Raw genomic sequence first — 22,571 nt, forward strand, 5'->3', positions numbered from 1 at the left:
GGACGGGCCGGGTGGTCCGGGTGGTCCGGGTGGTCCGGCCCGCTCGGACGGCAGCGGCGGTTCCGACGGCCGGACGGCCGGGGCGAGGGATGCCGTGCGTCACCTGCACGAACCCGCCATCGGCCGGCGTCGGTGACCGTTCTGGTTCGCGAGACCCGGGATTCGTGCACCAGAACGGTCACGGCCGAGACCGAACACGGACACCCACCCGCGGCGTGATCGGCCGCCGCGGGGTCAGGGGCTGGTGAGCGAGGCGAGGAAGAGCGCCTCGGCCAGGGCCATGTGCTCGATCTCGGACGGGTCGACGCTCTCGTCCGGGCCGTGCACGTTCGCCGCCGGCTCGGACACCCCGGCCAGGATCACCTCGACGTCCGGGATCGCCCGCTCGAGCGTCGCGCACAGCGGGATCGAGCCGCCGCCGCCGAGCGACCCGACCGGGGCCCCGTCGTACGCTTCCGAGAGCGCCGCGCGGAACGCCGCCGACGACGGACCGCCCTCGGCACGGAACCCGGCGCCCACCCCGGTGACCCGAGCCGCCACCTCGACGCCGGCCGGTGCGCGACGCAGCAGGTGCGCGACGAGCAGCTCGCCGGCCGCCGCGGGGTCGACACCCGGCGGCACGCGGAGGTTCAGCGCGGCACCGGCGGTCGCCTGCACGGCCGGCGAGGACCCCGCGACCGCCGGGGCGTCGATGCCCACGACCGTGAGGGCCGGGCGTGCCCAGACCTGGGACGCCGGGTCCGCCGAGCCGATCGGCACCGCGCCGTCGAGCAGCCCGGCGTCGGCGGCGAACCGGTCGGCGTCGTACGGCAGGCCGTCCCAGGTCTGCGAGGCGTCGAGGCCGTCGACCGTGGTGTCCCCGACCTCGTCCCGGAGCGTGGCGAGGAGCGTGACCAGCACCGCGATCGCGTCCGGCGCCGCCCCGCCGAACATCCCGGAGTGCACGGTGCCCCGCAGCGCGCGGACCCGGAGCTCGACGAACGCCGTGCCCCGGAGCGTCGTCACGAGCGCCGGCACCCCGACCGCGGCGTTCCCGGCGTCCATCACGACGGCGGTGTCCACGTGCCGGAAGTCGGCGGCGTGCGACGACACGTACTGCTCGAGGCCGTCGGTGCCCTGCTCCTCCGAACCCTCGACGACCACGACGAGCCCGACCGGGAACGCCCCGTGCACGTCGAGCAGCGCCCGGAGTGCCACGAGGTGCGTGACGATCCCGCCCTTGCAGTCCGCCGCGCCGCGACCGTAGAGCCGCCCGTCCCGCGGTGTCAGGGTCCACGGATCGCTCGTCCAGGCCGCGAGGTCGCCCGCGGGCTGCACGTCGTGGTGCGCGTAGAGCAGCACCGTCGGCGCCTCGGCCGGCGCGGGGTGGGTCGCGATGACCGCCTGCGAGCCGTCCGCGGTGGTGGCGAGTCGCGCCTCCAGGCCGAGGTCGCCGAACGCGACCCGCACCGCCTCCGCGACCCGGTGACAGTCGTCGAGCGACTGCACGGCGGGGTCGTGGACCGACGGGATCGCGACGAGCGCGGCGAGGTCGTCGAGCCCGGCGGGCATGCGGGCGCGGACGGCGGCGCGCAGCGGTGAGCTGCTCACGAGCGCCCGATCTCCCAGATCCGGAACTCGCCGGACGCGTCGACCGACTTCGACAGCCCGGTCAGCGACCCCTGCCCGATGACGTTCTCCTGTCCGGCGAGCAGCGGGATGAGCGGCACCGACTCGGCGGTGTCCTGCTGGATCTGCTCGATCTGCTGCTTCCGCTTCGCCGCGTCCGGCTCGACGGCCTGCGACGCGACGAGGCCGTTCACCGTGGCGTCGTCGAAGTGGTTCGCGAGCAGGTTCACGTCGGTCGCGCCGTACGCCGGGGTCAGGTACGACGAGGCGTCCGGGTAGTCCTGGAAGAAGCCGAGCTGGAACACGGGGTACTCGCCCTTGCCGACGTTCCCGACGTAGGTGTCCCAGCTGGCCGATTGCAGGTCGACCGTGAACAGGCCGGTGTCCTCGAGCTGCTGCTGGATGAGCGCGTACTCGTCGTCGGAGCCCGAGCCGTAGTGGTCGGTCGTGTACTCGATCGGCAGCCGCACCGGAGTGGTCACGCCGGCATCACGCAGGATCGACTTCGCGTCGGCGCCGTCGTACGCGTCCTCGAACGCCTCTGTGGCGCCCTGGAACCCGTTCGGCACGATCGAGTACGCCGGGGTGTAGGTGCCCTGGTAGACGTCCTTCGCGATCGCTTCGCGGTCGATCGTCGCCGCGACGGCCTGCCGGATCGCCTGCTTCTGCGCGGCGTCCTTCCCGGGCATCGTCTGCAGGTTGAACGCCAGGAACCGGACCTCGCCGGAGTCGCCGTGCACGGTCTGCAGCGAGTCGTCCGAGGACAGCGACGTCACCTCGGTCGGGGTGAGCTGGCGGTAGGCGACGTCGGCGTCGCCCTTCTGCACGGCGAGCTTGAGGTCCGCGGACTTCGTGTACTGCTTGATCGTCACGCTCTTCGTGGCCGGCGCGTCGCCGTCGTACCGAGTGTTCGCGGTGAGGGCGATCGTCGCCCCGCCGTCCGCGGCGTCCTGCAGCGCGTAGGGCCCGGAGCCCACCACCCCGTCGTTCGCGTGCACCTTCGTCGCGGAGAACACCTTCGAGTCCACGATCGCCCCCGCCATGCTCGCGAGCACGTACGGGAACGTCTGGTCGTCCGCCTGCTTCAGGGTGAACGTCACGGTGCTGCCCGACGCCGACACCGACGCCATGTTGGCCAGCAGCGAGCCCGGGCCGTTCGTCGACCCGAGGGACACCTGGCGCTCGAACGAGAACACCACGTCCTTCGCGGTCAGGTCGTCGCCGTTCGAGAACGTGAGGCCGTCCCGGATCTCGCACACGTAGTGCGTGCCGTCGGTGAAGTCGCAGGACTTCGCGACCTCGGGGCTGGTCGTGGTCTTCCCGGCGGGGTAGGTGAGCAGGTGCTGGTAGAGCTGCGTCTGCACCGTGTAGCTCCCGCGGTCCCAGGCGCCGGCCGGGTCGAGGGACGTCACGACGTCGGTGGTGCCGACGACGAGCCCGTCGACGGCGTCCGTGCCGGACGAGCCGGTGGACGCGCAACCGGTGAGCACGGCGGCGGCGGTGGCGGTGAGCGCGATGGCGCTGAGGAGTCGGGTCGTCATGGTCCTGAGGGAGTGGGGTGGTGCTTCGAGAGGGAGAAGCGGGCCGGGGGTGGTGGCCCGTCGGTCGCGAGGTCGGCGATCATGTCGCCGAGCAACGGAGCGAACTTGAAGCCGTGGCCGGAGAACCCGGTCGCGACCGTGACCGGACCTCGACGGTCGATCACGAAGTCCTCGTCGGGGGAGTTGTCGTACAGGCAGCTGATGAACGTCGGCTTCGTCGCGTCGACCCCCGGCACGTACCGGGCGACGTACGCCTGCAGGCGCTCGGCCTCGGCGGGCACGGGGGTGAAGTCGCGGTGGTCGGGGTCGACCACGGGGCCGGTGCCGTGGAACCCGACCTTGACGCCCTCGCCCGGGGTCAGCAGGCCGTACACGTCGTCCCCGTCGGCCCAGTGAACAAAGCTCGGCCAGGCCTCGTCCGGCAGGTGGCTGGGGAAGTGGGCGGGCTGCTCCTGCGTGACACGGAGGGCCGGGAGGCGCGCCCCGCGTTCCGCGAGCAGGTCGCCCACCAGCGTGGGTGCCCACGACCCCACGGCCGCGATCACCGAGGACGTGCGGTGGGTGGACCCGTCGGACAGCGCCACGGTCACCTCGTCGCCGTGGTCCTCGAGCCCGGTGACCCGGGTGTCGAAGCGGAGGTCGGCGAGCCCCGTGCGGTCGGCCAGCGTGAGGAACACCTCGATCGCGCGGTCGGACCGGATCCGCCCCGCGGTCGCGTGCGTCAGGACGTGCCCCTCGAACGCGATGCCCGGCCAGCGCGCGGCGGCGGCGTCCGGGCTGAGGGTCTCGTGGGGGATGCCGGCGTCCGCGAGCGCCGTGGCGATGGCGTCGACGACCTCGGGCCGCCCGTGGTCGACGGCGCCCGTCCGGACGATCAGCTCCTCGTCCGCCGCGGCCTCGAGCGCCTCCCACAGTGCGAGCGCCCGGGTGGTCAGTGCGACGTACTCGGCATCGGCGTAGCCCTGCCGGAAGATCCGGGTGGCGCCGTGCGACGACCCCCGGTGGTGCCCCCGCTCGTGCTGCTCGACGAGCACGACGCGCTCGCCGCGGAGCGTGAGGGCGTACGCGGTGGCGGCGCCGACGACCCCGCCGCCGATCACGACGTGCGTCGTCGTCCGGTCGCTCATGCCGTCGCTCCGGCGCGTCGGGCATCGGCCTCGCGTCGGGCCGGCATCATCGCCACGACGTCGGCCTCGCTCGGCGCACGGGCCGGGAAGCGTGCGGGGTCGTACCGGCTCGCGTCGCCGAGGGTGGTCGTCCCCGCGACGCTCAGCTCGGCGGCGATCCGGCCGAGACCGGGGCCGTGGGTGACGCCGGACTCGTTGTCCCCGCCCGCAACCACGAGCCCGGCGAGCTCGGGGACCGGGCCGACGATGAAGTTCCGGTCGGCGGTCATCGACACCACGCCCTGCGTCGGGGTCTCGTCCGCTCCGAGCACGCCCGCCGCCGCTGGGAGGAGCCGCGCGACGATCGGGTGCACGGAGGTCCGCATGGCGTCGAGCAGGTCCGTCCGGACCGGGCGGCGCGCGGGTTCGGTGCCCCGGTCCGCGCCACCGACGTGCAGCGCCTCGTACCCGCTCCCGGCGCCGTAGGTCAGGCCGCCGCGGTGCTCCCGGATCCAGAGCCCCTCGAGCTCGGGGAGCATCAGGGTCGGCAGCGTGCCCGGCAGGCCGAACGGCTTCGTGACGAGGCGACTCGCGACCACGCGCACCGTCGGGAGCTCGCGACCGAGGGGCGCGAGCAGGGCGTTCGTCCAGCTGCCGGCGGCGAGGACGACCCGCGCGGCGTCGATGACCTCGCCACCCGCGGTCCGGACGCCCGTGACGGAGCCGTCCCGTGCCTCCAGGCCCGCGACCGCGGTGTGCTCACGGATCTCGACGCCCTTCGCACGCAGCGCACTGACCAGCGCGGCGGCCGTGTCGGGCGCGCTGATCTGGATGCCGTCCGGGTGGAGGAATCCGGCGGTCACGGCGGACGGGTCGAGTCCGGGGACGAGCTCGGCCGCCTCCGCCGGGGTGAGCGTCCGCGCACCGGCCGGGCGCAGCGGGTGGTCCTCGAACGGCGGGATGTGGTCCGTGCGGCCCTGTTCGGTGACCGTCAGCCAGACGTTCCCGTTGCGGCGGTAGCCCGTCGGACCGTGACCGGACTCGGCCAGCCGCCGGTGGAAGTCGATGCCGTACTGCTCGACGTCGCGTTCGGACTCGTTCCAGTACCAGGCGTACCCGGCTGCCCACTGGCCCACGAACCCGGCGCCGGCGGTCGTCGTGCCACCGGCGGCGGGGCCGCTGTCGACGAGGACGACGCGCTGCCCGAGGTCGGCGAGGTGCCACGCGGTGCTCAGACCGATGATGCCGGCGCCGACGACGACCGTGGGGGAGTCGGGGGAGGACATGACCAGATCGTAGTTGCCCGGCGTCCCCGACAGGTGTCGTGCATGACGCCGTGTGACGCCGGGCGGCCGTCAGCCGTCGAACGCGTCGAGCACCGCCGCGGCGGACCGTGCGACGAGGGCGTCGTCGTAGGCGGTGTCGGGGGCGTTGCGGGTCGTGAGGACGGCGATGACGATCGGGCCGCCGTCCGGCCGGGTCACGCGCGCGACGTCGTTCCGGATGCCGCCCGCGCCGCCGGACTTGTCGACCACCGTCCAGCCGTCGGGAGCGCCGGCACGGACGAGGGTGTCGCCGGTGGTGTTGCCGCTCATCCAGTGCTCGAGCAGCGCGGTGTCGGAGCGCCCGAGGGTCTGGCCGTCGAGCACGGTGGCGAGGGTCGCCGCGAACGCCGCCGGGGTCGTGGTGTCCTCGGTGCTGCCGGGCTCGATCGTGTTGAGGGCCGGTTCGTCGTGCACGACCTCGGTGGTGCGGTCCCCGAGCTCCGCCAGTGCTCGGTCGAGCCCCGCGGGGCCTCCGATGCGGTCGAGGACGAGGTTCAGGGCCAGGTTGTCGCTCTGCCGGACCGCGGCCTCGGCGAGCTGGGCGACCGTCAGGCCGTCGGCGACGTGCTCGCTCGTGACGGGGGAGTGGCCAGCGGCGGTGGCGTCCGCCGCACTCCAGCGCACCCGCTCGTCCCGGTCGGCACCGTGCACCGCGCGGAGGAACTGCGCCGCCGCGAACGCCTTGAGGGTCGACGCGTAGCCGAAGCGGCGGTCGCCGTTGTACGCGACGGTCTCGCCGGTGGTGGTGTCGGTCGCGACGACGCCGACCGTGGCGTCGTACTCCCGCTCGAGGTCGGCGAGGGTGCGGGCGACGGCGGCCCGGTCGGCGGCGGTGATGGTCAGGGTCGGCGAGGGCGTCGGCGTCGGTGAGGACGGGGGTGTGCGCGTCGGTGACGGTGCCGTCGGGGTGGTGCCCGGGCTCCCGCCGCTGCAGCCGGTCAGGGCGAGTGCGGCGACGATGCCGGCGATGACCAGGGGGAGAGCACGGCGCATGGCAGCACCCTGCCGCCCGACCCTGGTCACCTGCCGGGAACCGGTACCCCGACCCGCGCGACCGCGACCTCCGTCCCGACGCGCCGTTCCCGGGCGAGCTCGATCACGCGGGCGGCGACGGCGAGGTCCTGCGCGCCGAGCCCGACCGAGTCGAACACGGTGACCTCGTCGTCCGTGGTCCGGCCCGGGGCACGCCCGGCGACGACCTCGCCGAGCTCAGCGGGGTGGAGGTCCTGCGGGACCGTCCCCTCGACGACGGCCTCGAGCAGGTCGCCGGACTTCGTCCAGGCCGTCGCACGGCTGTCGACGAACAGGGTGCCACGCGCCATCGCGGCGCCGTCGAGCTCCCGGTGGGTCGGGCGCGGACGTGCTCCGACCGCGTTCACGTGCTGGCCCGCGTGCAACCAGGCTCCTCGGACGACGGGATCGACCGAGGGCGTGAGGGTGCAGAGCACGTCGGACCCCTCGACCACCCGACGGGCCTCGTGCACCACCTCGCACCGCCCGGCGACATCCGGGCCGACGGCGTCGAGGAAGCGGGCGACCGTTCCCGACGAGCGCGACCAGAGGACGATCCGCTCGAACGGTCGCGCGGCCTCGAACGCGCGGACGTGCTCGACGGCGAGGTTGCCCGCGCCGAGGATCCCGAGGGTCCGGCTGCCCGAGCGGGCGAGGTGCTTCGTCGCGACCACGGTGGTCGCCGCGGTCCGGGCCCGGGTGATGGCCATGCCGTCGAGGACCGCCACGCACTCACCCGTCACCGATGAGGACACCAGGATCGTCGACCGCTGCGAGGGCAGCCCCCGTGCGCTGTTCTCGGGGATGTCGGCCATCAGCTTGACGGCCACGAGCCCGAGTCGGTCGGACCGCACGGCCATCGGCAGGAAGAGCGCGTCGTCGGCGCCGGTCAGGGCGACCGGAGCCGGCTGCTGCATCGCGCCGGTCCCGAGGTCGGCGTGGACGGCCTCCACGGCCCCGACGACGTCGACGGCGTCGATGAGACCGGCGACGTCGGCGGCGCCGAGGACGACGGTCACGACGCGGCGACGGCGGTCGAGGCGCCGAGCAGTTCCTCGAGCGACGGGGTGTGGGTCGTGAGCCCGCCGTCGAACAGGATGCGCATCCAGCGGTCGGAGGCCTCGCGGTCGACGACCGCGGTGTCCCAGACGCCCCCGGCGGCCATCTCGTCGGCGGCCCGCCGCAGCAGGGCAGCGTCCTTCTCCGGCCACCGGGCGGCGAGCACGGCCGCGATCTCGGCGTCGGCGTCGCCCGCGGTGATCTTGGCCATCGCGGCGGCGATGCCGTCGACGAACCGGTCGACCCGGTCGCCGAGCTCGTCGATGCGGTCCGTGCGCGTGTAGTAGACGCTGTTCGGCATCACGCCACCGGCGTCGAGGTGCCGGAAGACGATGGTGCCCCCACCGGCGGCGACGAGTTCCTGGGCGGAGACGAGGTCGAGGATGATCGCGTCGCCGAGGCCGCCCTGGTAGAGCTCGATGAGCATCGCGGTGGAGAGGTCACGGACGAAGCGGGTCGCGGCGACGTCGAACCCGGCCTCGCGGACGAGTCCGGCGGTGAACTCGTACGGTGCGCTGCCGCCGGCCCCGGGCGCCAGGACGACCTTGCCGGCGAGCCAGTCCAGGGTGATCGGGGCGGTCTCGTCGCGGGCGACGATGGTCATCGGGAACCCGTGGTTGAGCTGTCCCACGACGGAGAGCTTCCTCGAGGTGCCGGCGTACATCGCGGGGACCCACAGGCCGCCGAGCGCGAGGTCGGCCTCGTGCGAGTCGATGTCGTCGAGCACGCCGGTCCACGGGTCGCACGCCTTCGCGGTGACGGCCAGGCCGCGCTCGGCGAACAGTCCGCCGACGTCGGCGACGTACTCGGGCAGGTAGTTCAGGCCGTTCGCGGTCGCCGAGATCTTCAGGGTGTCCATGGTGTTCTCCGATCGTGGGGTGGTGGGCCGGGATGTCCGGCCCACCGGGGTGGTGCGGTGGTGCAGTCGGTCAGGCGGTGGGGGTCGAGAGGGCGTTCTCGTTGACGTCCTCGAGGGAACGCCCGCGGGTCTCGGGGGCGAAGCGCGACGCGACCACGAGCACCGCGTACATGACGGCGGCGAGTCCGAAGACGCCGGCGAAGGCCCACGAGCCGTACAGGGCGATGGCCGCGAAGGGCATGACCGCTCCGGCGATGTTGCCGATGCCGTTGACGATCGAGGCGCCGGATGCGCGGATCGCGGTCGGGTAGACCTCGGCGGTCCAGGCGGCGAGCGTGGTGTTCGTCAGCATCGTGAAGAACTGGAAGAGGGCGCCGAGCACGAGGATCGCGGCGGTGTCGTTGCCGAACGCCGCGAACGCCAGGGCGGTGAGGCAGCCGAGGATGCCCGCGACGGCGATGAGGGGCCGGCGTCCGACGCGGTTGGCGAGGAGTGCCGCTGCCGTGCACCCGAGGAGCGAACCGATGTTCATGATCATCGTGTACAGCAGGCTCTGCGACACCGTGTAGCCGCGCTCGACGAGCAGGGTCGGCATCAGGAAGTTCAGCGTGACCTGGACGCCGAAGGCCATCCACGACGCGACGCCGATCGCGATCGTCCGGCGGAGCACCAGCTTGTGGAAGACCGCGGCGGGCGAGGAGTGCAGTGCGACCGGGGGCAGGTCCGCCGGCGTCAGACGCACCGGCGGCGCGGTCTCGGCGGGCGGCGTGAGCGTGTTCGAAGCGAGGATCGCGAGCGATCGGTTCGCCTCGTCGACACGGCCCTTCGAGAGCAACCAGCGCGGCGTCTCGGGCAGCTTGCGGCGGTACAGGACGACGAACAGTGCGGGGATCGCGAGGATCACGAAGGTCCAGCGCCAGACGTGGTCGTCACCACCGAGCGGGACGGCCAGCGGCCCGAGCAGCAGCAGGAAGAGGCCGTAGGAGATGAAGTTGCCGATGCCGCCGGCACCGACGTTGATGGTCGCGATGAGACCACCGCGGTACTTCGTGGCCACCATCTCGGACAGCATCGCGATGCCGATCATGAACTCGCCGCCGACGCCGATGCCGACGATGAAGCGACTGACGAGCAGCATGTCGAAGTTGAACGACACCGCGCTGAGCAGGCCGCCGAGCGTGTAGACGAGCAGGTTGAGACCGAGCGAGAACCGTCGGCCGTACTTGTCGGCGAGCCAGCCGGCCAGGAACCGTCCGACCAGGCCACCCAGGACGGTGGCGGTGTTGATCGTCGAGAGCTGCACGTCGCCGATGGCGAGCGAGGCCTTGATGTTGGTGGCCATCGCGCCGACGGAGTTCTGCTCGAGCGTGTCGAAGAACTCCCCGGCGAGGATGAGCATGAGGACCCAGAACTGGGCCCGGGTGAAGCCGATCGAGTCGAGGGCGGATCCGATGCCGCCCTCGGGTCGGGCGGCGTACGCGGTTCGGGTTGGTGCGGTGGAGCGGGTGACAGCGGACATTCGTGACTCCAGCGGGGGAAGAGTGAGGGCGGTGCACCGTGCGGTCACTCTTTTGTATACGAAAAGCTGTTTCAGGCTGGTTTCGAACACGAGACGGTTCGTTACGGCTGCCTGTGTCACGCGGACATTCAAGCATCACGGCTGGCGCCGACCAAACCCCTCGTGGGTTTTCGTATACGTTCTTACGGGTTCAGCGCCCGGTAGATCGCTTCGTCGCGGCGCAGGTGCTCGTCCATCAGCAGGCCCGCTTGCACCGAGGCGCCGCGCAGGATCGCGCCGGCGACGGCGGTGTGGTCATCGCTGCTCGACGCCACCTCGTCCTGCGTCACGCGCTCGAAGGCCCAGGCAGTCTGGTGGATCAGGTGGTCGATCATCGTCTCGAGTCGGCTGTTCCCCGCGGCGCGCGCCACCAGCCCGTGGAACGCGAACCGCGGCGACTGCGCGGCCTCGATCTCTTGGTCGGACCGTTCCTCGTGACCGACGGCGCGCAGCAGGTCGGCGCACTCGCCGCCCTGGCGACGAGCGGCGAGCTCGGCAGCCAGCACCTCGAGTCCGCGGCGGATCTGCATGAGCTCGATGACGACCTCGGTCGAGGAGTCGGCGACGCGGACGCCCTTGAACTTCTCGGACTCGACGAACCCCTCGGTCTCCAGCTGACGGAGTGCTTCACGCACGGGGACCCGTGAGACCCCGAAGCGTTCGGCCAGGGCGTCTTCCTTCAGGCGGGAGCCGCGTGGCAGCGTACCGGCGATGATCTCGGCCCTGATCGCCTTGAGGACAGATGCCGGCTTGGACTCCACAGCACGATGCTAGTTGGAGCGAGTGACGGGAATCGAACCCGCGCTACCAGCTTGGGAAGCTGGAGTTCTACCATTGAACTACACTCGCGCACCCCGCTCAGCGGGACGTCGCAAGCCTAGCGGATTCTGCGCTGGACGCCAGCCGAGTGCCCGCCGAGCGTGGCGCTGCCGACCCGCACCGCGCCTCCTGGCCGGACCCGTGTCTCCGCTGTGAGCCGGTCCGTCTGACGGACAGGTGTCGCCCCCGTGTGTACCGTCCAGGTGGATCGAGCGACCCGCGAACCCGAGGAGGACCCGGATGGTCAGACATCCCCTCATCGACGACGTGGTCGGCCCCGCGATCGTGGTCGACTCGGCCTCGCCGGTGGTGTGGCTGACCGAGGCGCTCGCCTCCCTGCTCCGTCGGGCATCCGAGTCCGGACGCTTCGTCGTCCTCCGCACCGGGCCCGGCTCCGCGCTCACACCGGCGCTCCGGCACGCCCTCGGCGCGTACGGGGCCGCGTGGGCCGTCACCGATCCCGACGGCACGCTCCGCGACGGACGGACCGGCGTCGCAGCCTCCCGCATCGAGGACTTCGTGCACCGCGGCCCCGAGCTCGTCGGCACCCCCTCGCCGGAACACCCCGTCGCGCGCGACTCGGTGCGGCAGATCAGCATCGACCTCACGCTGCGCCACCACGCCGAACGCGCGATCGACATCGGGTCCGCGATCGAGGCCCTCTGCGAGACGGTCGGCACCTGCCCGACCCGCTGGGGCACCGCCGAACCGCTCACCGTGCCGTGGGACCGCTGGGTCGTCACGCAGTACGCCAAGCACGAGGCTCCGGCGGTGTCGACGTCGTACGCCGTGGGCGAGGGCTTCTCGGCGACGATGACCGCGCACCTGCTCGACGGCGTGGTCGTCGAGACGATGTCCGCCGTGCTCACGATCCCCGAGGACGGCGCCGACCAGACGCTCGCGCCGCGGCTCCTCGACGCCGTGCACCGCGTCGCCGAGGACGTCGAACCCGTCTTCGGTGTGGTGATGCAGCGTCGTGGTGACGCCGACCACCTCGTCCGTGCCGTCTCGCACGGCGAACCCGCGCCGCTGGCGGTCGTGGTCGGACCCGAGGCGACCGAGTTCCTCGACCGGGACGGCGTGTGGCCCCCGCCGCGCACGACCACCTCGACGTTCGGCGGTGGCGGTCTCGTCGTGCGCTTCGACGACGGCTGGGAAGCGCTCGAGGCGTTCCTCGACCGCATCGACGAGGACCGGTTCCTGCAGCTCGTCGGTGGTGCCCCGCTCGACCCGGCGCACGACGAGGGCACGCTGGACGGCCACGTCGGGGACGGTTCGCACGTGTTCGGCGGTCACCGTGCCCCGTGACGTCACCCTGCTCTGCCGCGGGCCGGTGGAGACGCGCGACGTCGCCGAGGCACTGCTCCTGCACGATGAGTCCTGGGGTGTCCGGGCGCTCGACGACGGCCCGATGATGCAGGTCTGCCGGGACGCCACGCACCCCGTGATCACCGTGCTCGCGGTGCGGCGCGTGGACGCCCTCGACGAGGTCGAGCGGATCCTGCCGGACGCCCCGACGCTGTCGACGCCGCTGTGGTGGGTGGACACCGTGACGCCCGAGGGGGCGGACGGCGAGTCCGGGATCTCCGCCGCGCTCGAGGCCGCGATGGACCTCGACGCGGTCTGCATCGTCCACGGCGACTGAGCACCGACCGCCTCTGCGGCCACCCGGAGTGGGGCCAGCGCGAGCGCTCGACGCGACTCGCGGGCCCGGGCGTGTCCCCAGTTGTGGTGCGAACGGTCGTTTCGAGACCCGCGGGTACCCGATCCGGCCCTACGGTGTGAGGACCCGAGCCGACGAGCCGGGCGCGCACGCTCCTCGTCGGCACCGCTCTTCTCACTGAACAGGGCTCCAGTGCGTACACAACCCCAGAAGCGTGCCGTCGCGCGCGCTCGCAGCATCCTCTCCGGCGTCGTCGTCGCCGGCCTCGCCGGTCTCGCGCTCGTGGGGGCGGGTGCGTCCACCGCGTCCGCCGCCGCTCCCGCGCAGACCACCTTCGTGAACGAGGGGTTCACGACCGGTTCGGTCGGCGACGGCTACCTCCTGCCGTCCACGCAGTCCGGCGCGGCGAACGAGGCGTGCCTCACCGCGGCCCCGGCCGCCGGCACCAGCAACGACGGCAGCATCCCGACCTGCACCACGGACGGCAAGGGCATCGCCTCCGGTTCGGTCCGTGACGCCAGCGGCAACGGGGCGCTCCGCCTGACGACCGCGCAGGGCGACAAGGCCGGCGGCGTCGGCTCCCGCCAGTCGGTCCCGATCACCAAGGGCATCGACGCCGTCTTCGACAGCTACCAGTACAACGGCAACGGCGCGGACGGGATCGTCTTCTACCTCGCCGCGACCGACCCGTACAACCCCGAGGTCCCCGAGAAGATCGGGTACCTCGGCGGCTCGCTGGGCTACAGCGCGAGCATCACCGACAGCCAGAACGCGTCCATCGGCACGAAGGCGTCGGGGCTCTCCCACGCCTACCTCGGCGTCGGCCTCGACCGGTTCGGCAACTTCTCGAACAAGGCGTTCGGCGGCTCGGGCTGCACCGCGGACGCGTCCGCTGCCGCCTACGCGAACAACGTCACGGTCCGGGGCCCCGGCAACGGCCTGAACGGCTACTGCATCGTCTCGACGACCGCGGGCACCCCGCTCGCGGGCAACGGCACGCTCAGCCGGACCGGGGTGACCGACCGCACCACCGCGAAGGTCCCCGTCGAGATCGTCATCAACCCGACGACCTCGACCCTGCGCGCGCAGGGCACCGGGAACACGGACGTGTCGGTCGATCCGGGCACGTTCAAGGTCGTCTTCACGTCGAGCGGTGGGACCCGGCAGGTCCTGGCCGGCGCGCTCCCCACGCTGAAGGGCGGCAGCAACGTCGCGGGCGTGCCGTCCTCGTGGGTCGACCAGACCACCGGGTACCCGTACAAGCTCACCTACGGATGGGTCGCGGGCACCGGTGGATCGAACGACGTGCACGAGGTCAACGCACTCAAGACCACGACCGTCGCCGGTCCGGTGCCGGTGCTGACCGCCCAGACGGGAGGCACGGCGAAGGTCGCGCACGCCGGCTCGGGCACGTACACCCTCACCCCCACCGTGTCGGCCGACGGTGGCTCGGAGGCGCAGCTCGTGCGCACCACCACCACCTTCCCGACGGGTGTCACGCCCGACGTCGCCACGGCGAGCGGCGACGGCTGGAGCTGCACCGCCGCCGGTCAGGTCGTCACGTGCGACCAGGCCGCGGCGGACCGCACGCCGGGTACCGTCCTGCCGACGCTGACGATCCCGTACACGGTGTCCGGCGCCGCCCGCACCGCCACCGTCTCGACCGTCGTCGCCTCCACCGACGCCGAGGCCGTGACCGTCACCCGTGCCGTCGAGGTCCAGCCGCAGTCGAGCACCGTCTCGGTCGGTGCGGCCGCAGCGGTCGTCGGCGACCGCGCCACCCTGACGGCGAGCGTCGCCTCCGGGGAGTCCGACGGGGCGACCACGCCGACCGGGTCCGTCGTGTTCACGGACACCGAGTCCGGCGCCGTGCTCTGCACCGCGACGCTCGCCTCCGGAGCCGCGTCCTGCGACGTCCCGACCTCGACGGTCGGCACCCGCGGGATCACCGCGACCTACCAGGGTGACGCCGACCACGCCTCGGCCACGGGTGACGGCTCGCTCGTCGTCTCGAAGGTCCCGACCGCGATCACCGTGACGTCGACGCCGGCGTCCACGACGTACGGCGCGACCGTGACCCTCGCGGTCGACGGCCTGGACGCCGTCGACGGCGACCGGCCCGCACCGACCGGGACCGTCGAGTTCCGCGCCGGCGGGAAGGTCCTCTGCACGGCGACCCTGCCGGCCACGAGCTGCGACGTCTCCGGGCTCGCCGCCGGGACGCACTCGGTCACCGCGGTCTACTCGGGCGACGGTCGGTACGAGGGCTCCACGGCCGTGGCGGTCGACCTCACCGTCCGGAAGGCCGCGACCACCATCACGCCGGGCACGTCCGACCCGACGGACCCGAGTGGACCGTCCGACCCGTCCGGCCCCGGCACCGACACGACGGTGACCGTGACGCACGGCGAGACCACCACGCTCGGGAGCCCGAACGTGCCGAAGGACGCCACCGGGACGATCGACTACGTCACCGAGAACGGCACCGTGCTCTGCACCGCGACCCTGCCCGACACGACCTGCGACGTCCCCGCCGACCTCGCCGGCGGCACCTACCGCGTGCACGCCCGGTACAGCGGTGACGACAACTACGAGCCGGCCGAGGGCGACCCCTTCGACCTGGTCGTGACCGCGCAGCCGACCGAGCTGGTCGGCTCGACCGACACGACCCGCGCGGTCGTCGGCACCACGGTCCGCCTCAGTGCGTCCGGCCTGCCGACCGGCGCGACCGGCACGGTGACCTTCACCGCGGCGGACGGGACCGTCCTGTGCACGGCGACGCTCCCCGAGACGAGCTGCGAGACCGATGCGCTGCCCGTCGGGACGAACACCGTGACGGTGTCCTACAGCGGGGACGCGTCCTTCGCGGCGTCGACCACCACGATCGAGGTCGTCGTCGTGGCCGCACCCGCCACGGTCACCCCGGCAGCGGACCCGACCGCCGACCCGACCGCAGCGGCGACCCCGTCACACGCGCCGGTCGGGTCGGGCACCGGTGCGCTCGCGTTCACCGGGTCGCCGCTCGCGATGGGCGCGGGCATCGGCCTCGCGGCCGCACTGCTCCTCGGCGGCCTGGTGCTGCTGATGGTCCGCCGGACCCGCGCTGCCCGGGACGCCTCGGAGTAGCAAGCAGATCGGGCAGACCCACCGGACCGCGCACCGTGCGACCTCGCACGGTGCGCGGTCCTGTTCCCGTCAGTCGCGGTCGTGCATCGCGGCGAGACGCTCGTTGTACGCCTTGAGATCCGCGTCCCCGTCCCGTTCCGCCTTGCGGTCGAGGCGTTTCGCGTCACGGGTGTCCGACTTCACCCAGTTGCGCACGACGAGCAGCGCGACGAACACCATCGGCAGCTCGGACGCACCCCACGCGATCCCGCCGCCGGTGTGCTGGTCGGCGAGGAGTGCGGCGTCGTTCGTCTGCCCGAGCGCATGGAACCAGTCGATCGCGAAGACCGACTCCGACGTCATGACCGCGACGCCGAAGAACGCGTGGAACGCCAGGGTCGCGAGCAGGGCGATGATGAGGATCGGGTACTGCGGTCGCTTCGGGCCCGGGTCGACGCCGACGAACACCCAGAAGAACAGGTACCCGCTGAAGACGAAGTGCACGATCATCGCCACGTGCCACTCGTGCGACTGCATGGCGTACTCGTACGCGGGCGTGAAGTAGAACACGACGAGGGACCCGGCGAAGATCACCCCGGCGACGGCCGGCTTCGCGAGGAACTGCATGTACCGCGAGTGCGTGAAGAGCATGAGCCACTCACGGGCCCCGCGTGAGCCGTCGTTCCGCACCGGCAGGGTCCGCAGCGCGAGCAGCACCGGACCGCCGAGCACGAGCGGCAGCGGCACGAACATCATGAGCAGCATGTGCTGGAGCATGTGCGACGAGAAGTGGATCATCCCGTAGACCGCCGGCCCCGCCGAGGTCGTCCAGATGAACAGCGCGCACCCGAGCAGCCACGCGATCGTGCGTCCGACGGGCCACTTGTCGCCGCGCTTCCGGAGCTTCCGGACGGCGAGCAGGTACCAGCCGGCCCCGACCACCGCGAGCGCTAGCCACACCCAGTCGATGTGCCACTGGGTCAGGTAGGTCTGCACGGTCTGCGCGGGCGGGTACGCGAACCCGATGAGTCCGGAGCGGGTGTCGTCTCCGGTCTCCGGCGTCTGCGGGATCGGCGGCTGCGAGCGGGAGACGGCGACGGAGACCCCGATGGCGATCGCCATGAACACGATCTCGGCGAGGGCGAACCGCACGAACACCCGGCGGTCGAGGGGCGCGCGGAGGAGCCCCGGCACGAGCCGCCGCCGCTGGACGACCCCGGCGAGCCCGAGCAGCACGAGGATGGCGGCCTTGACGGTGATGAGCCACCCGTAGGTCGTCGTGAACAGGTCGAGCGGGCCGGTCAGTCGGAGCGACGCGTTCACGATGCCCGAGAACGCGACCGCGGCGAACGCCCACCCCGCGAGCGTCGAGTACCGCGACACGACCCGCCCGGTGGCGCCCTTCGTCCGGGTGCGCAGGACGAGCACGGCGACGAGGCCACCGGCCCAGACGCACACGGCGACGAGGTGGACCGCGAGCGAGTTCACCGCGTTGGCGTGCTCGAGCGACCCGGCCGCGTGCCCGGACAGGGCGAGCGGCAGCAGCGCGAACAGCCCGGCGACGGTCGCCACCGCGAGCGTCGTCACCCGGGTGGCGAACGCGGCGACCACGGTCGCGACGAGGATCGCCACGGCCGACACCACGAGCGCCTGCCCGATCTCGACCTGGAACGCGAAGAGGGTGAAGTTCCGCGCGAACACCGGGTTCGTCAGCGGGACGCCGAGGGTGTTCGCGCCCGTCAGCACGATGCTCACCACGGCCGCGAGGAACCACACCGAACCCGTCGCGGCCGCCCAGCGCGCGGCGCGGTGCTGCACGCTCGACATCGCTCGGTGGTCCTTCTTCTGCGCCGGGAGTGCGAACGCCGCGACGACGAGCAGGCCGATCGTCAGTGCCGCCATGGTGTCGTGCACCACGCGCGCGACGGGCAGCCCGTACTCGACGAGGTCGCCGGCGGACACCAGTTGCTGGTTCGCGGTGAAGGCGCCCGTGAGCGTCATCCCGAGGATCGAGCACGCCACCGCGAGCGGGACGGCGACGACGAGGACCGTCGCGACGGTGGACGTGCGCGCGGTGACGGGCGCCGATTCCGGCGCCGCGCCTCCTGGCTGGGTTTCGGGTGACGTGACGGTCATGACCGTCCAATCGTAGGCGTGTGGGCCTGGAGGCGCGGCGTGCGTCGCGCGCACCGGCTGCGGCCCGCCTCAGGTCACGACGTCAGACGCGGCGCTCCCAGATGCCCTCGCTCCCGACACCGACGAACCCGACCGCCTCGTTGACGTCGAGCATCGGGCGGTTCTCCTCGGCGTTGAACGTGATGATCGAGGGTCGCCCCGGGAAGTCCTGCTCGACGCGTTCGATCCCGGCCACCTTGAGCAGCCAGCCGAGCCGGTGCCCGCGGTGCTCCCGCAGCACGAGGGTGTCGCCCTGCATGACCGGCTGGTGCTCCGCGTCCGGCACCGCCAGCTGCGTGAAACCGGCCAAGGTGGTGGTCGGGAGGTGTTCGACCGCGACCGTGACCATCGTGCGCGGCGAGCGGTGCAGCTGCGCCTCGTGCTCCTGCAGGCGCTCGCGCGTCCAGACGTCCTCCGGCTCCTCCATGTCGCCCTCCGGAGCGTCGGTGCTCATCCGGGTTTCGAGCAGCGCGATGCCGTCGAGCCACTGCTCCGGCGTCGGCCCGGCCCACGCGTGTACCCGGTAGTCGGGTCCGGCGGCGGCCGCTGCCCGGTCGTGGAGCTCGCGCACCACGGAGTGGTCGGCGGGCAGCGCCAGGCGGCTGATCCGGTTGACCTGTCCGAATCGCCAGCCGCGCCCGGTGAGGAACCGTGCGCCGGCTTCGTCCTCGGGCACGGCGCCGTGGCCGGTGGGCGGGACGAGGTACCCCGGTCCGGACGCCGGTCCGACCTGCCGTGACACCGCGTACGTCTTCCACTGGGTGCGACCGTCGTCGCGGGCGATGCCCTCGAGGTGCTCGGCCAGCAGCGTGCCGATGCCTCGCCGCTGGTGGTCCGGCGCGACGGCGACCGCGATCCAGCAGTTCGGGGTCCCCGGTGCCTGCTTGGTGTCGTAGGAGCCGGCCGCCACGACGTCGCCGTCGGGATCGCGCACGACGAAGAGGCGGCTCGGTGCCTCGGGGTCGAGCAGGTACGGCAGCTGTTCCTCGGGCGTCCAGAGGATCTCGGGCAACCGGGTGACGGCGACCTCGGCCGCGTTCTGCACGCGGACCCAGTCGCGGAAGGCCTGCACCGTCGCGGCGTCGTCGTCCATGGTGGCGGGCACGTCGAGTTCGTGCACGGTGAACGCGGTCATGTCGGTTCCTCCTGGCCGTGTGACGCCGCCCGACGCTGGGCAGCCTCGCAGCTTACCGGTGCCGTTCCGCTGCCGCTAGGCTCGTCGCGTGCTGCTCTCCGACCGCGACATCACCGCCCAGCTGGCCGAGGGCCGGATCGGCCTCGACCCGTACGACGCCTCGCTCGTCCAGCCGTCGAGCATCGACGTCCGGCTCGACAAGTTCTTCCGGTTGTTCGACAACCACAAGTACCCGCACATCGACCCGGCGGTCGACCAGCCCGATCTCACCCGGCTGGTCGAGACCGACCCGGACGAGGCGTTCGTCCTGCACCCGGGGGAGTTCGTGCTCGGCTCGACGTACGAGGTCGTCACGCTGCCCGACGACATCGCGGCACGGCTCGAGGGCAAGAGCTCGCTCGGGCGCCTCGGCCTCCTGACCCACTCCACGGCGGGCTTCATCGACCCGGGCTTCTCCGGGCACGTGACCCTCGAGCTCTCGAACGTGGCGACCCTGCCGATCAAGCTCTGGCCGGGCATGAAGATCGGCCAGCTCTGCTTCTTCCAGCTGTCGAGCCCGGCCGACAAGCCGTACGGGTCCGCCGAGTACCAGTCGCGGTACCAGGGGCAGCGCGGTCCGACGCCGTCCCGCTCGGCGCAGAACTTCCTGCGGACGGACGTCTCCCGCCGCTCCTGACCGGCACCCGGGTGGACGTCGGACGTCAGACCACCGCGATGTACTCCCTGATCAGCGCGACGAAGCGTGGCCCGGCGATCCCGGAGTCCGCGAATCGTGCATCGGCCGGCCTGATGCTCCGGAGGGTTCGTGCGGTGTCCAGCCGGCGCCCGCTCACCGGTTCGGTGTCGAGGGCCCACCCGCCGACGGCGTCGGCACCGTGTGCATGACGGATCTCCAGCAGGTGCCCGAGGTCTGCGAGGTCCTTCGTGGAGCGGCGCGAAGCCCAGGCGTACGTCTTGAGGATCGTCGCCATCTCGACAGTCGGGACCCGGACCACGGAGCGCTCTTCGCGACCGTGGGTGTCGACCACGGTCGTGTCGACCTCGATCGGGTCCTGTGCGAGGACGACGTCGAGGCCGGGACTCGCGTCGAAGTGCCGCCCGCCGAGGTGCCGTGGGCGAAAGCGTCCGTCGAGCGACTCCACGAGCAGGTCGATCGTTCGGCCGTCCCGCTCGAACCGGTTTCCGGCGGTTGCCCGGTACCCGTCGGCGAGCAGCCTGTCGACCACGTCACCGCGGGCCGCGATCTCAGTGCTCACGCCCGCGTCAGCGTCGACGGTCCGCCGCGCCGCGAGTCCGTCGACCGGGAACGCTGTCAGGAGCAGTCCGACCATGTGGCCTCCGACGATGCGCGCGGCGCTGCGATCGGCGATCGCGCGTACTGCGTCACCGAGCGAGGCGAAAGCGAGTTCGTCGGCGACCGAGGTGCACGGGACCACCACGCTCACACGGATCACCGTTCGTCCCGCCCGTCGAGCGTGACGCGGCGCAGTGCCAAGACCGCGTCGTCGCGGTCGGGACCCCGGGAGTTGGCGACCTCCCATGCCGTGACCAGCGGATCCGTGAGCGTCGGTGCGCCGTGCGGGTCCCAGGCTCGAGCGGTCGCGAAGACGGTGGGATCTGCGGGGACGACCACCGCGAGCGTCTCGTCACCGGGTGGTGCCGTGGTGAAGCGTGTCGCGAGGTCGAGGTCGGCCTCGCTGTAGAGGACCGCGACGACCGGGCGACGAACCGGCGCGAGGGTGTCGGCGGCCGAGTCGCCGGAGACGAGCACCGGACGTGACTCGGAGCGCGCTGCCTCGACTGCCCGCTGCCGCTGGAGGTCGAGCGCGGCCACGCTCGTCCAGCGTCTGCGTACCCCCGACGGGCCCGGGTACGCCGACAGGAACTCGTCCCACAGCGCTGAGGCATCACGACCGACCCATCCTCCGGCCGTTCGCTCCACGCCGAGGCTGTGCAACGCGGGCAGGGCGAGCGCGATCGCCTGCTGGGTGACGCCCGTCTCGCTCGCGAGTTCGGACTGTGTTCGCGGAGCGCCGGTGCGCACGAGCGCTCGCATCAGCGCGAACCGTCCCCAGGGCGTGCGGCCGCGTGAGCCACGCACCGGGGCCGGAACGGGCGTCCGCGACCACTCGGTGCCGTCGATCAGTACGGCACCTTGGTCGACGGCCGCGACGATCACCCGCGGGTCAGCGAGCGCGATCGCGCGGAGGGAGGCGGTCGATCGTGGAACGACGTACAGCAGCGCTTCAGCCGCCATCGCGCCTCGGCCGAGAGTGCCCAGCTCACGCATCACGCGCGCCGGGGTCGGAGGGGTGTCGAGCGCCCGGATGAGCACGTGGCGGAGTCCCTGCCGAGACGTCAGAGTGGCGGTCCGTGACGAGGTCGCACGGACGGAGAGGTCCAGGTCGGGCACAACTGTCTCGAGCAACTCGAGGCCTCGCACGACGTCCATGGCGTGATCGTACAAGCAAAGCGGACGTCGAATGGAAAAACTTGTATTCGGCATAACGCGGCCCGCGATATCGCCCGTCGCAATCTCCTGGACGCGGCACTCCGAACCGCAGGATGTGCGTAAAGAAATGTCGCATTCTGTGTATCGTGGCCGCATGTCCGCAGTACTCCCACGACCCGCGCCGCCAGTGTCGGCAGCCGGGCTCATCCGGGACGCCCGCCTCCGCGCCGAACTCACCCAGGTGCAGCTCGCCGACCGCGCCGGCGTCACGCAGAGCGTCATCAGCACCTACGAGAACGGACGCCGCGAGCCGTCCCTCGCCGCACTGCAGCGGCTCCTGCTCGCAGCGGGGTTCACGGCCGCGATCGACCTGCACCCCGTCGAGGAACCGCCGCCCCTCCGCGAACGGGTGATGGCCGCACGGCGGGAACTCGTCGCGATCGTGCAGCGCCTCGGTGGCCGCAACCCCCGGCTCTTCGGCAGCGTGGCCCGGGGCGAGGACGGCCCGGCGAGCGACGTCGACCTGATGGTGGACCTCGATCCCGGACTCGGCATCTTCGCGCTCATGCGGATCCAGGACGAGGCGGAGCAGCTCCTCGGCGTGCGGGTGGACGTGGTGGACGCCGCCGGCATGGGCGCCGACGCCGTCCGGGACGCGGTGCCGCTGTGAGCCGCGACGTCGGGGACCGGCTCGACGACGTGATCCGTGCCTGCGGGGTGATCCGTGCCTACGTCGACGACGACGCACTGCCGGAGGGACTCGTGTACGACGCGGTCCGGATGCGACTGGTCGAGATCGGCGAGGCGGTCCGGATGCTCCCGAGCGCGGTGACGTCGACCGAGCCGAGCATCCCGTGGTCGCGGGTGTCGCTCCTCGGCGAACGCCTCACCCGGCGGTACTTCGACACGACGCCGGCGGTGGTGTTCGGGACGGCCCGGGTGGACGTGCCGTCGCTCTGCGAGGCGGTCCACCGCCTGCGCGCCGCGCACGCAGCGCGCGGTGACCGTCGGGGCGCGGCAGGGGCAGTGGACCCGACGCAGTGACGGACGGGAGGCGCGGGTCGGCCCCGGACCGCGCCTCCCGTCCGACCGTGCCCCCGCCGCGAACGCGGGACGGCCCCGTCTCGCCGGAGCGAGACGGGGCCGTCGTCGTGT

At 72.4% G+C, this 22,571-nt stretch carries 19 protein-coding genes and 1 tRNA gene; 6 read left to right on the forward strand and 14 right to left on the reverse strand.

Features of this window, described 5'->3' with window-relative positions; translation table 11 throughout:
- Positions 1-234 precede the first annotated feature (234 nt).
- From BIV03_RS01360 to BIV03_RS01405, 10 genes are all read right to left on the reverse strand, one after another.
- Complete coding sequence (locus BIV03_RS01360) at positions 235-1,590, reverse strand: M20/M25/M40 family metallo-hydrolase (RefSeq protein ID WP_083403121.1); 1,356 nt, start codon at positions 1,588-1,590, stop codon at positions 235-237.
- A complete protein-coding gene (locus BIV03_RS01365) occupies positions 1,587-3,149 on the reverse strand; it encodes an ABC transporter substrate-binding protein (RefSeq protein WP_071294369.1) in 1,563 nt (520 codons plus the stop codon). Before BIV03_RS01365 ends, BIV03_RS01360 begins: the two co-directional genes overlap by 4 nt.
- Positions 3,146-4,276, reverse strand: coding sequence for an FAD-dependent oxidoreductase (locus BIV03_RS01370; protein ID WP_071294370.1), 1,131 nt, complete (start codon positions 4,274-4,276; stop codon positions 3,146-3,148). Before BIV03_RS01370 ends, BIV03_RS01365 begins: the two co-directional genes overlap by 4 nt.
- On the reverse strand, positions 4,273-5,541 hold the full coding sequence (locus BIV03_RS01375; RefSeq protein ID WP_071294371.1) for an FAD-binding oxidoreductase: 1,269 nt from the start codon (positions 5,539-5,541) through the stop codon (positions 4,273-4,275). Before BIV03_RS01375 ends, BIV03_RS01370 begins: the two co-directional genes overlap by 4 nt.
- A 69-nt stretch (positions 5,542-5,610) precedes the next feature.
- Entirely contained in the window at positions 5,611-6,573 is a 963-nt protein-coding gene (bla, locus tag BIV03_RS01380) for a class A beta-lactamase (RefSeq protein ID WP_071294372.1), read from the reverse strand.
- Positions 6,574-6,599: 26 nt separating this feature from the next.
- Positions 6,600-7,610 (reverse strand): ornithine cyclodeaminase family protein, encoded by a 1,011-nt coding sequence (locus tag BIV03_RS01385; RefSeq protein ID WP_071294373.1) that lies wholly within the window; start codon positions 7,608-7,610, stop codon positions 6,600-6,602.
- Complete coding sequence (locus BIV03_RS01390; RefSeq protein ID WP_071294374.1) at positions 7,607-8,509, reverse strand: ABC transporter substrate-binding protein; 903 nt, start codon at positions 8,507-8,509, stop codon at positions 7,607-7,609. Before BIV03_RS01390 ends, BIV03_RS01385 begins: the two co-directional genes overlap by 4 nt.
- A gap of 70 nt (positions 8,510-8,579) precedes the next feature.
- Positions 8,580-10,028, reverse strand: coding sequence for an MFS transporter (locus BIV03_RS01395; RefSeq protein ID WP_254790673.1), 1,449 nt, complete (start codon positions 10,026-10,028; stop codon positions 8,580-8,582).
- A 182-nt stretch (positions 10,029-10,210) separates the two neighbouring features.
- The gene (locus BIV03_RS01400; protein ID WP_070417122.1) at positions 10,211-10,828 is read right to left on the reverse strand and encodes a GntR family transcriptional regulator; all 618 of its coding nucleotides are present in this window, start codon (positions 10,826-10,828) and stop codon (positions 10,211-10,213) included.
- A gap of 14 nt (positions 10,829-10,842) precedes the next feature.
- Positions 10,843-10,916 (reverse strand) — tRNA-Gly (locus BIV03_RS01405).
- Between the two features lie 210 nt (positions 10,917-11,126).
- On the opposite strand from BIV03_RS01405, the gene BIV03_RS01410 reads away from it, so the two are divergent.
- The 3 genes from BIV03_RS01410 (at position 11,127) to BIV03_RS01420 (ending at position 15,675) form a co-directional block, all read left to right on the forward strand.
- Complete coding sequence (locus BIV03_RS01410) at positions 11,127-12,194, forward strand: DUF6177 family protein (protein ID WP_070417121.1); 1,068 nt, start codon at positions 11,127-11,129, stop codon at positions 12,192-12,194.
- Positions 12,184-12,531 (forward strand): hypothetical protein, encoded by a 348-nt coding sequence (locus BIV03_RS01415; RefSeq protein ID WP_070417120.1) that lies wholly within the window; start codon positions 12,184-12,186, stop codon positions 12,529-12,531. The genes BIV03_RS01410 and BIV03_RS01415 overlap by 11 nt, the downstream gene beginning before the upstream one ends.
- A gap of 210 nt (positions 12,532-12,741) precedes the next feature.
- A complete protein-coding gene (locus tag BIV03_RS01420; protein ID WP_071294375.1) occupies positions 12,742-15,675 on the forward strand; it encodes an Ig-like domain repeat protein in 2,934 nt (977 codons plus the stop codon).
- A gap of 69 nt (positions 15,676-15,744) precedes the next feature.
- Here the strand turns inward: BIV03_RS01420 and BIV03_RS01425 are convergent, their stop codons facing one another.
- Positions 15,745-17,790, reverse strand: coding sequence for a cytochrome c oxidase assembly protein (locus BIV03_RS01425; protein ID WP_071294376.1), 2,046 nt, complete (start codon positions 17,788-17,790; stop codon positions 15,745-15,747).
- Between the two features lie 82 nt (positions 17,791-17,872).
- A complete protein-coding gene (locus BIV03_RS01430) occupies positions 17,873-18,964 on the reverse strand; it encodes a GNAT family N-acetyltransferase (RefSeq protein WP_071294377.1) in 1,092 nt (363 codons plus the stop codon).
- Between the two features lie 88 nt (positions 18,965-19,052).
- Here BIV03_RS01430 and dcd point away from each other — a divergent pair, with 88 nt between their 5' ends.
- Positions 19,053-19,640 carry a dCTP deaminase gene (gene dcd / locus BIV03_RS01435; protein ID WP_070417116.1) on the forward strand — a complete coding sequence of 196 codons (588 nt, stop codon included), beginning with the start codon at positions 19,053-19,055 and terminating at the stop codon, positions 19,638-19,640.
- A gap of 25 nt (positions 19,641-19,665) precedes the next feature.
- On the opposite strand, the gene BIV03_RS01440 is transcribed toward dcd, so the two are convergent.
- The gene (locus BIV03_RS01440; RefSeq protein ID WP_139201825.1) at positions 19,666-20,220 is read right to left on the reverse strand and encodes a hypothetical protein; all 555 of its coding nucleotides are present in this window, start codon (positions 20,218-20,220) and stop codon (positions 19,666-19,668) included.
- Between the two features lie 194 nt (positions 20,221-20,414).
- Positions 20,415-21,572 (reverse strand): hypothetical protein, encoded by a 1,158-nt coding sequence (locus tag BIV03_RS01445; RefSeq protein ID WP_139201826.1) that lies wholly within the window; start codon positions 21,570-21,572, stop codon positions 20,415-20,417.
- Between BIV03_RS01445 and BIV03_RS01450 the strand changes: the two genes are divergently transcribed.
- Together BIV03_RS01450 and BIV03_RS01455 are read left to right on the forward strand one after the other, a co-directional pair.
- Positions 21,571-22,086: an XRE family transcriptional regulator gene (locus tag BIV03_RS01450; protein WP_083403123.1), complete on the forward strand. Its 516-nt coding sequence runs from the start codon at positions 21,571-21,573 to the stop codon at positions 22,084-22,086. The two genes, BIV03_RS01445 and BIV03_RS01450, sit on opposite strands and share 2 nt — an antisense overlap.
- Positions 22,083-22,460: a DUF86 domain-containing protein gene (locus tag BIV03_RS01455; protein WP_071294381.1), complete on the forward strand. Its 378-nt coding sequence runs from the start codon at positions 22,083-22,085 to the stop codon at positions 22,458-22,460. Before BIV03_RS01450 ends, BIV03_RS01455 begins: the two co-directional genes overlap by 4 nt.
- Positions 22,461-22,571: the final 111 nt, after the last annotated feature.

The organism is Curtobacterium sp. MCBA15_016 (genome assembly GCF_001865105.1).
Classification (GTDB): domain Bacteria; phylum Actinomycetota; class Actinomycetes; order Actinomycetales; family Microbacteriaceae; genus Curtobacterium.

Excerpts from the sequence above, each read along its gene's own strand:
- BIV03_RS01365 (WP_071294369.1), bottom strand. The coding sequence starts at position 3,149 with ATGACGACCCGACTCCTCAGCGCCATCGCGCTCACCGCCACCGCCGCC.
- bla (WP_071294372.1), bottom strand. The coding sequence starts at position 6,573 with ATGCGCCGTGCTCTCCCCCTGGTCATCGCCGGCATCGTCGCCGCACTC.
- BIV03_RS01450 (WP_083403123.1), top strand. The coding sequence starts at position 21,571 with ATGTCCGCAGTACTCCCACGACCCGCGCCGCCAGTGTCGGCAGCCGGG.
- BIV03_RS01410 (WP_070417121.1), top strand. The coding sequence starts at position 11,127 with ATGGTCAGACATCCCCTCATCGACGACGTGGTCGGCCCCGCGATCGTG.
- BIV03_RS01445 (WP_139201826.1), bottom strand. The coding sequence starts at position 21,572 with ATGCGGCCACGATACACAGAATGCGACATTTCTTTACGCACATCCTGC.
- BIV03_RS01395 (WP_254790673.1), bottom strand. The coding sequence starts at position 10,028 with ATGTCCGCTGTCACCCGCTCCACCGCACCAACCCGAACCGCGTACGCC.
- BIV03_RS01375 (WP_071294371.1), bottom strand. The coding sequence starts at position 5,541 with ATGTCCTCCCCCGACTCCCCCACGGTCGTCGTCGGCGCCGGCATCATC.
- BIV03_RS01370 (WP_071294370.1), bottom strand. The coding sequence starts at position 4,276 with ATGAGCGACCGGACGACGACGCACGTCGTGATCGGCGGCGGGGTCGTC.
- BIV03_RS01425 (WP_071294376.1), bottom strand. The coding sequence starts at position 17,790 with ATGACCGTCACGTCACCCGAAACCCAGCCAGGAGGCGCGGCGCCGGAA.
- BIV03_RS01390 (WP_071294374.1), bottom strand. The coding sequence starts at position 8,509 with ATGGACACCCTGAAGATCTCGGCGACCGCGAACGGCCTGAACTACCTG.
- BIV03_RS01430 (WP_071294377.1), bottom strand. The coding sequence starts at position 18,964 with ATGACCGCGTTCACCGTGCACGAACTCGACGTGCCCGCCACCATGGAC.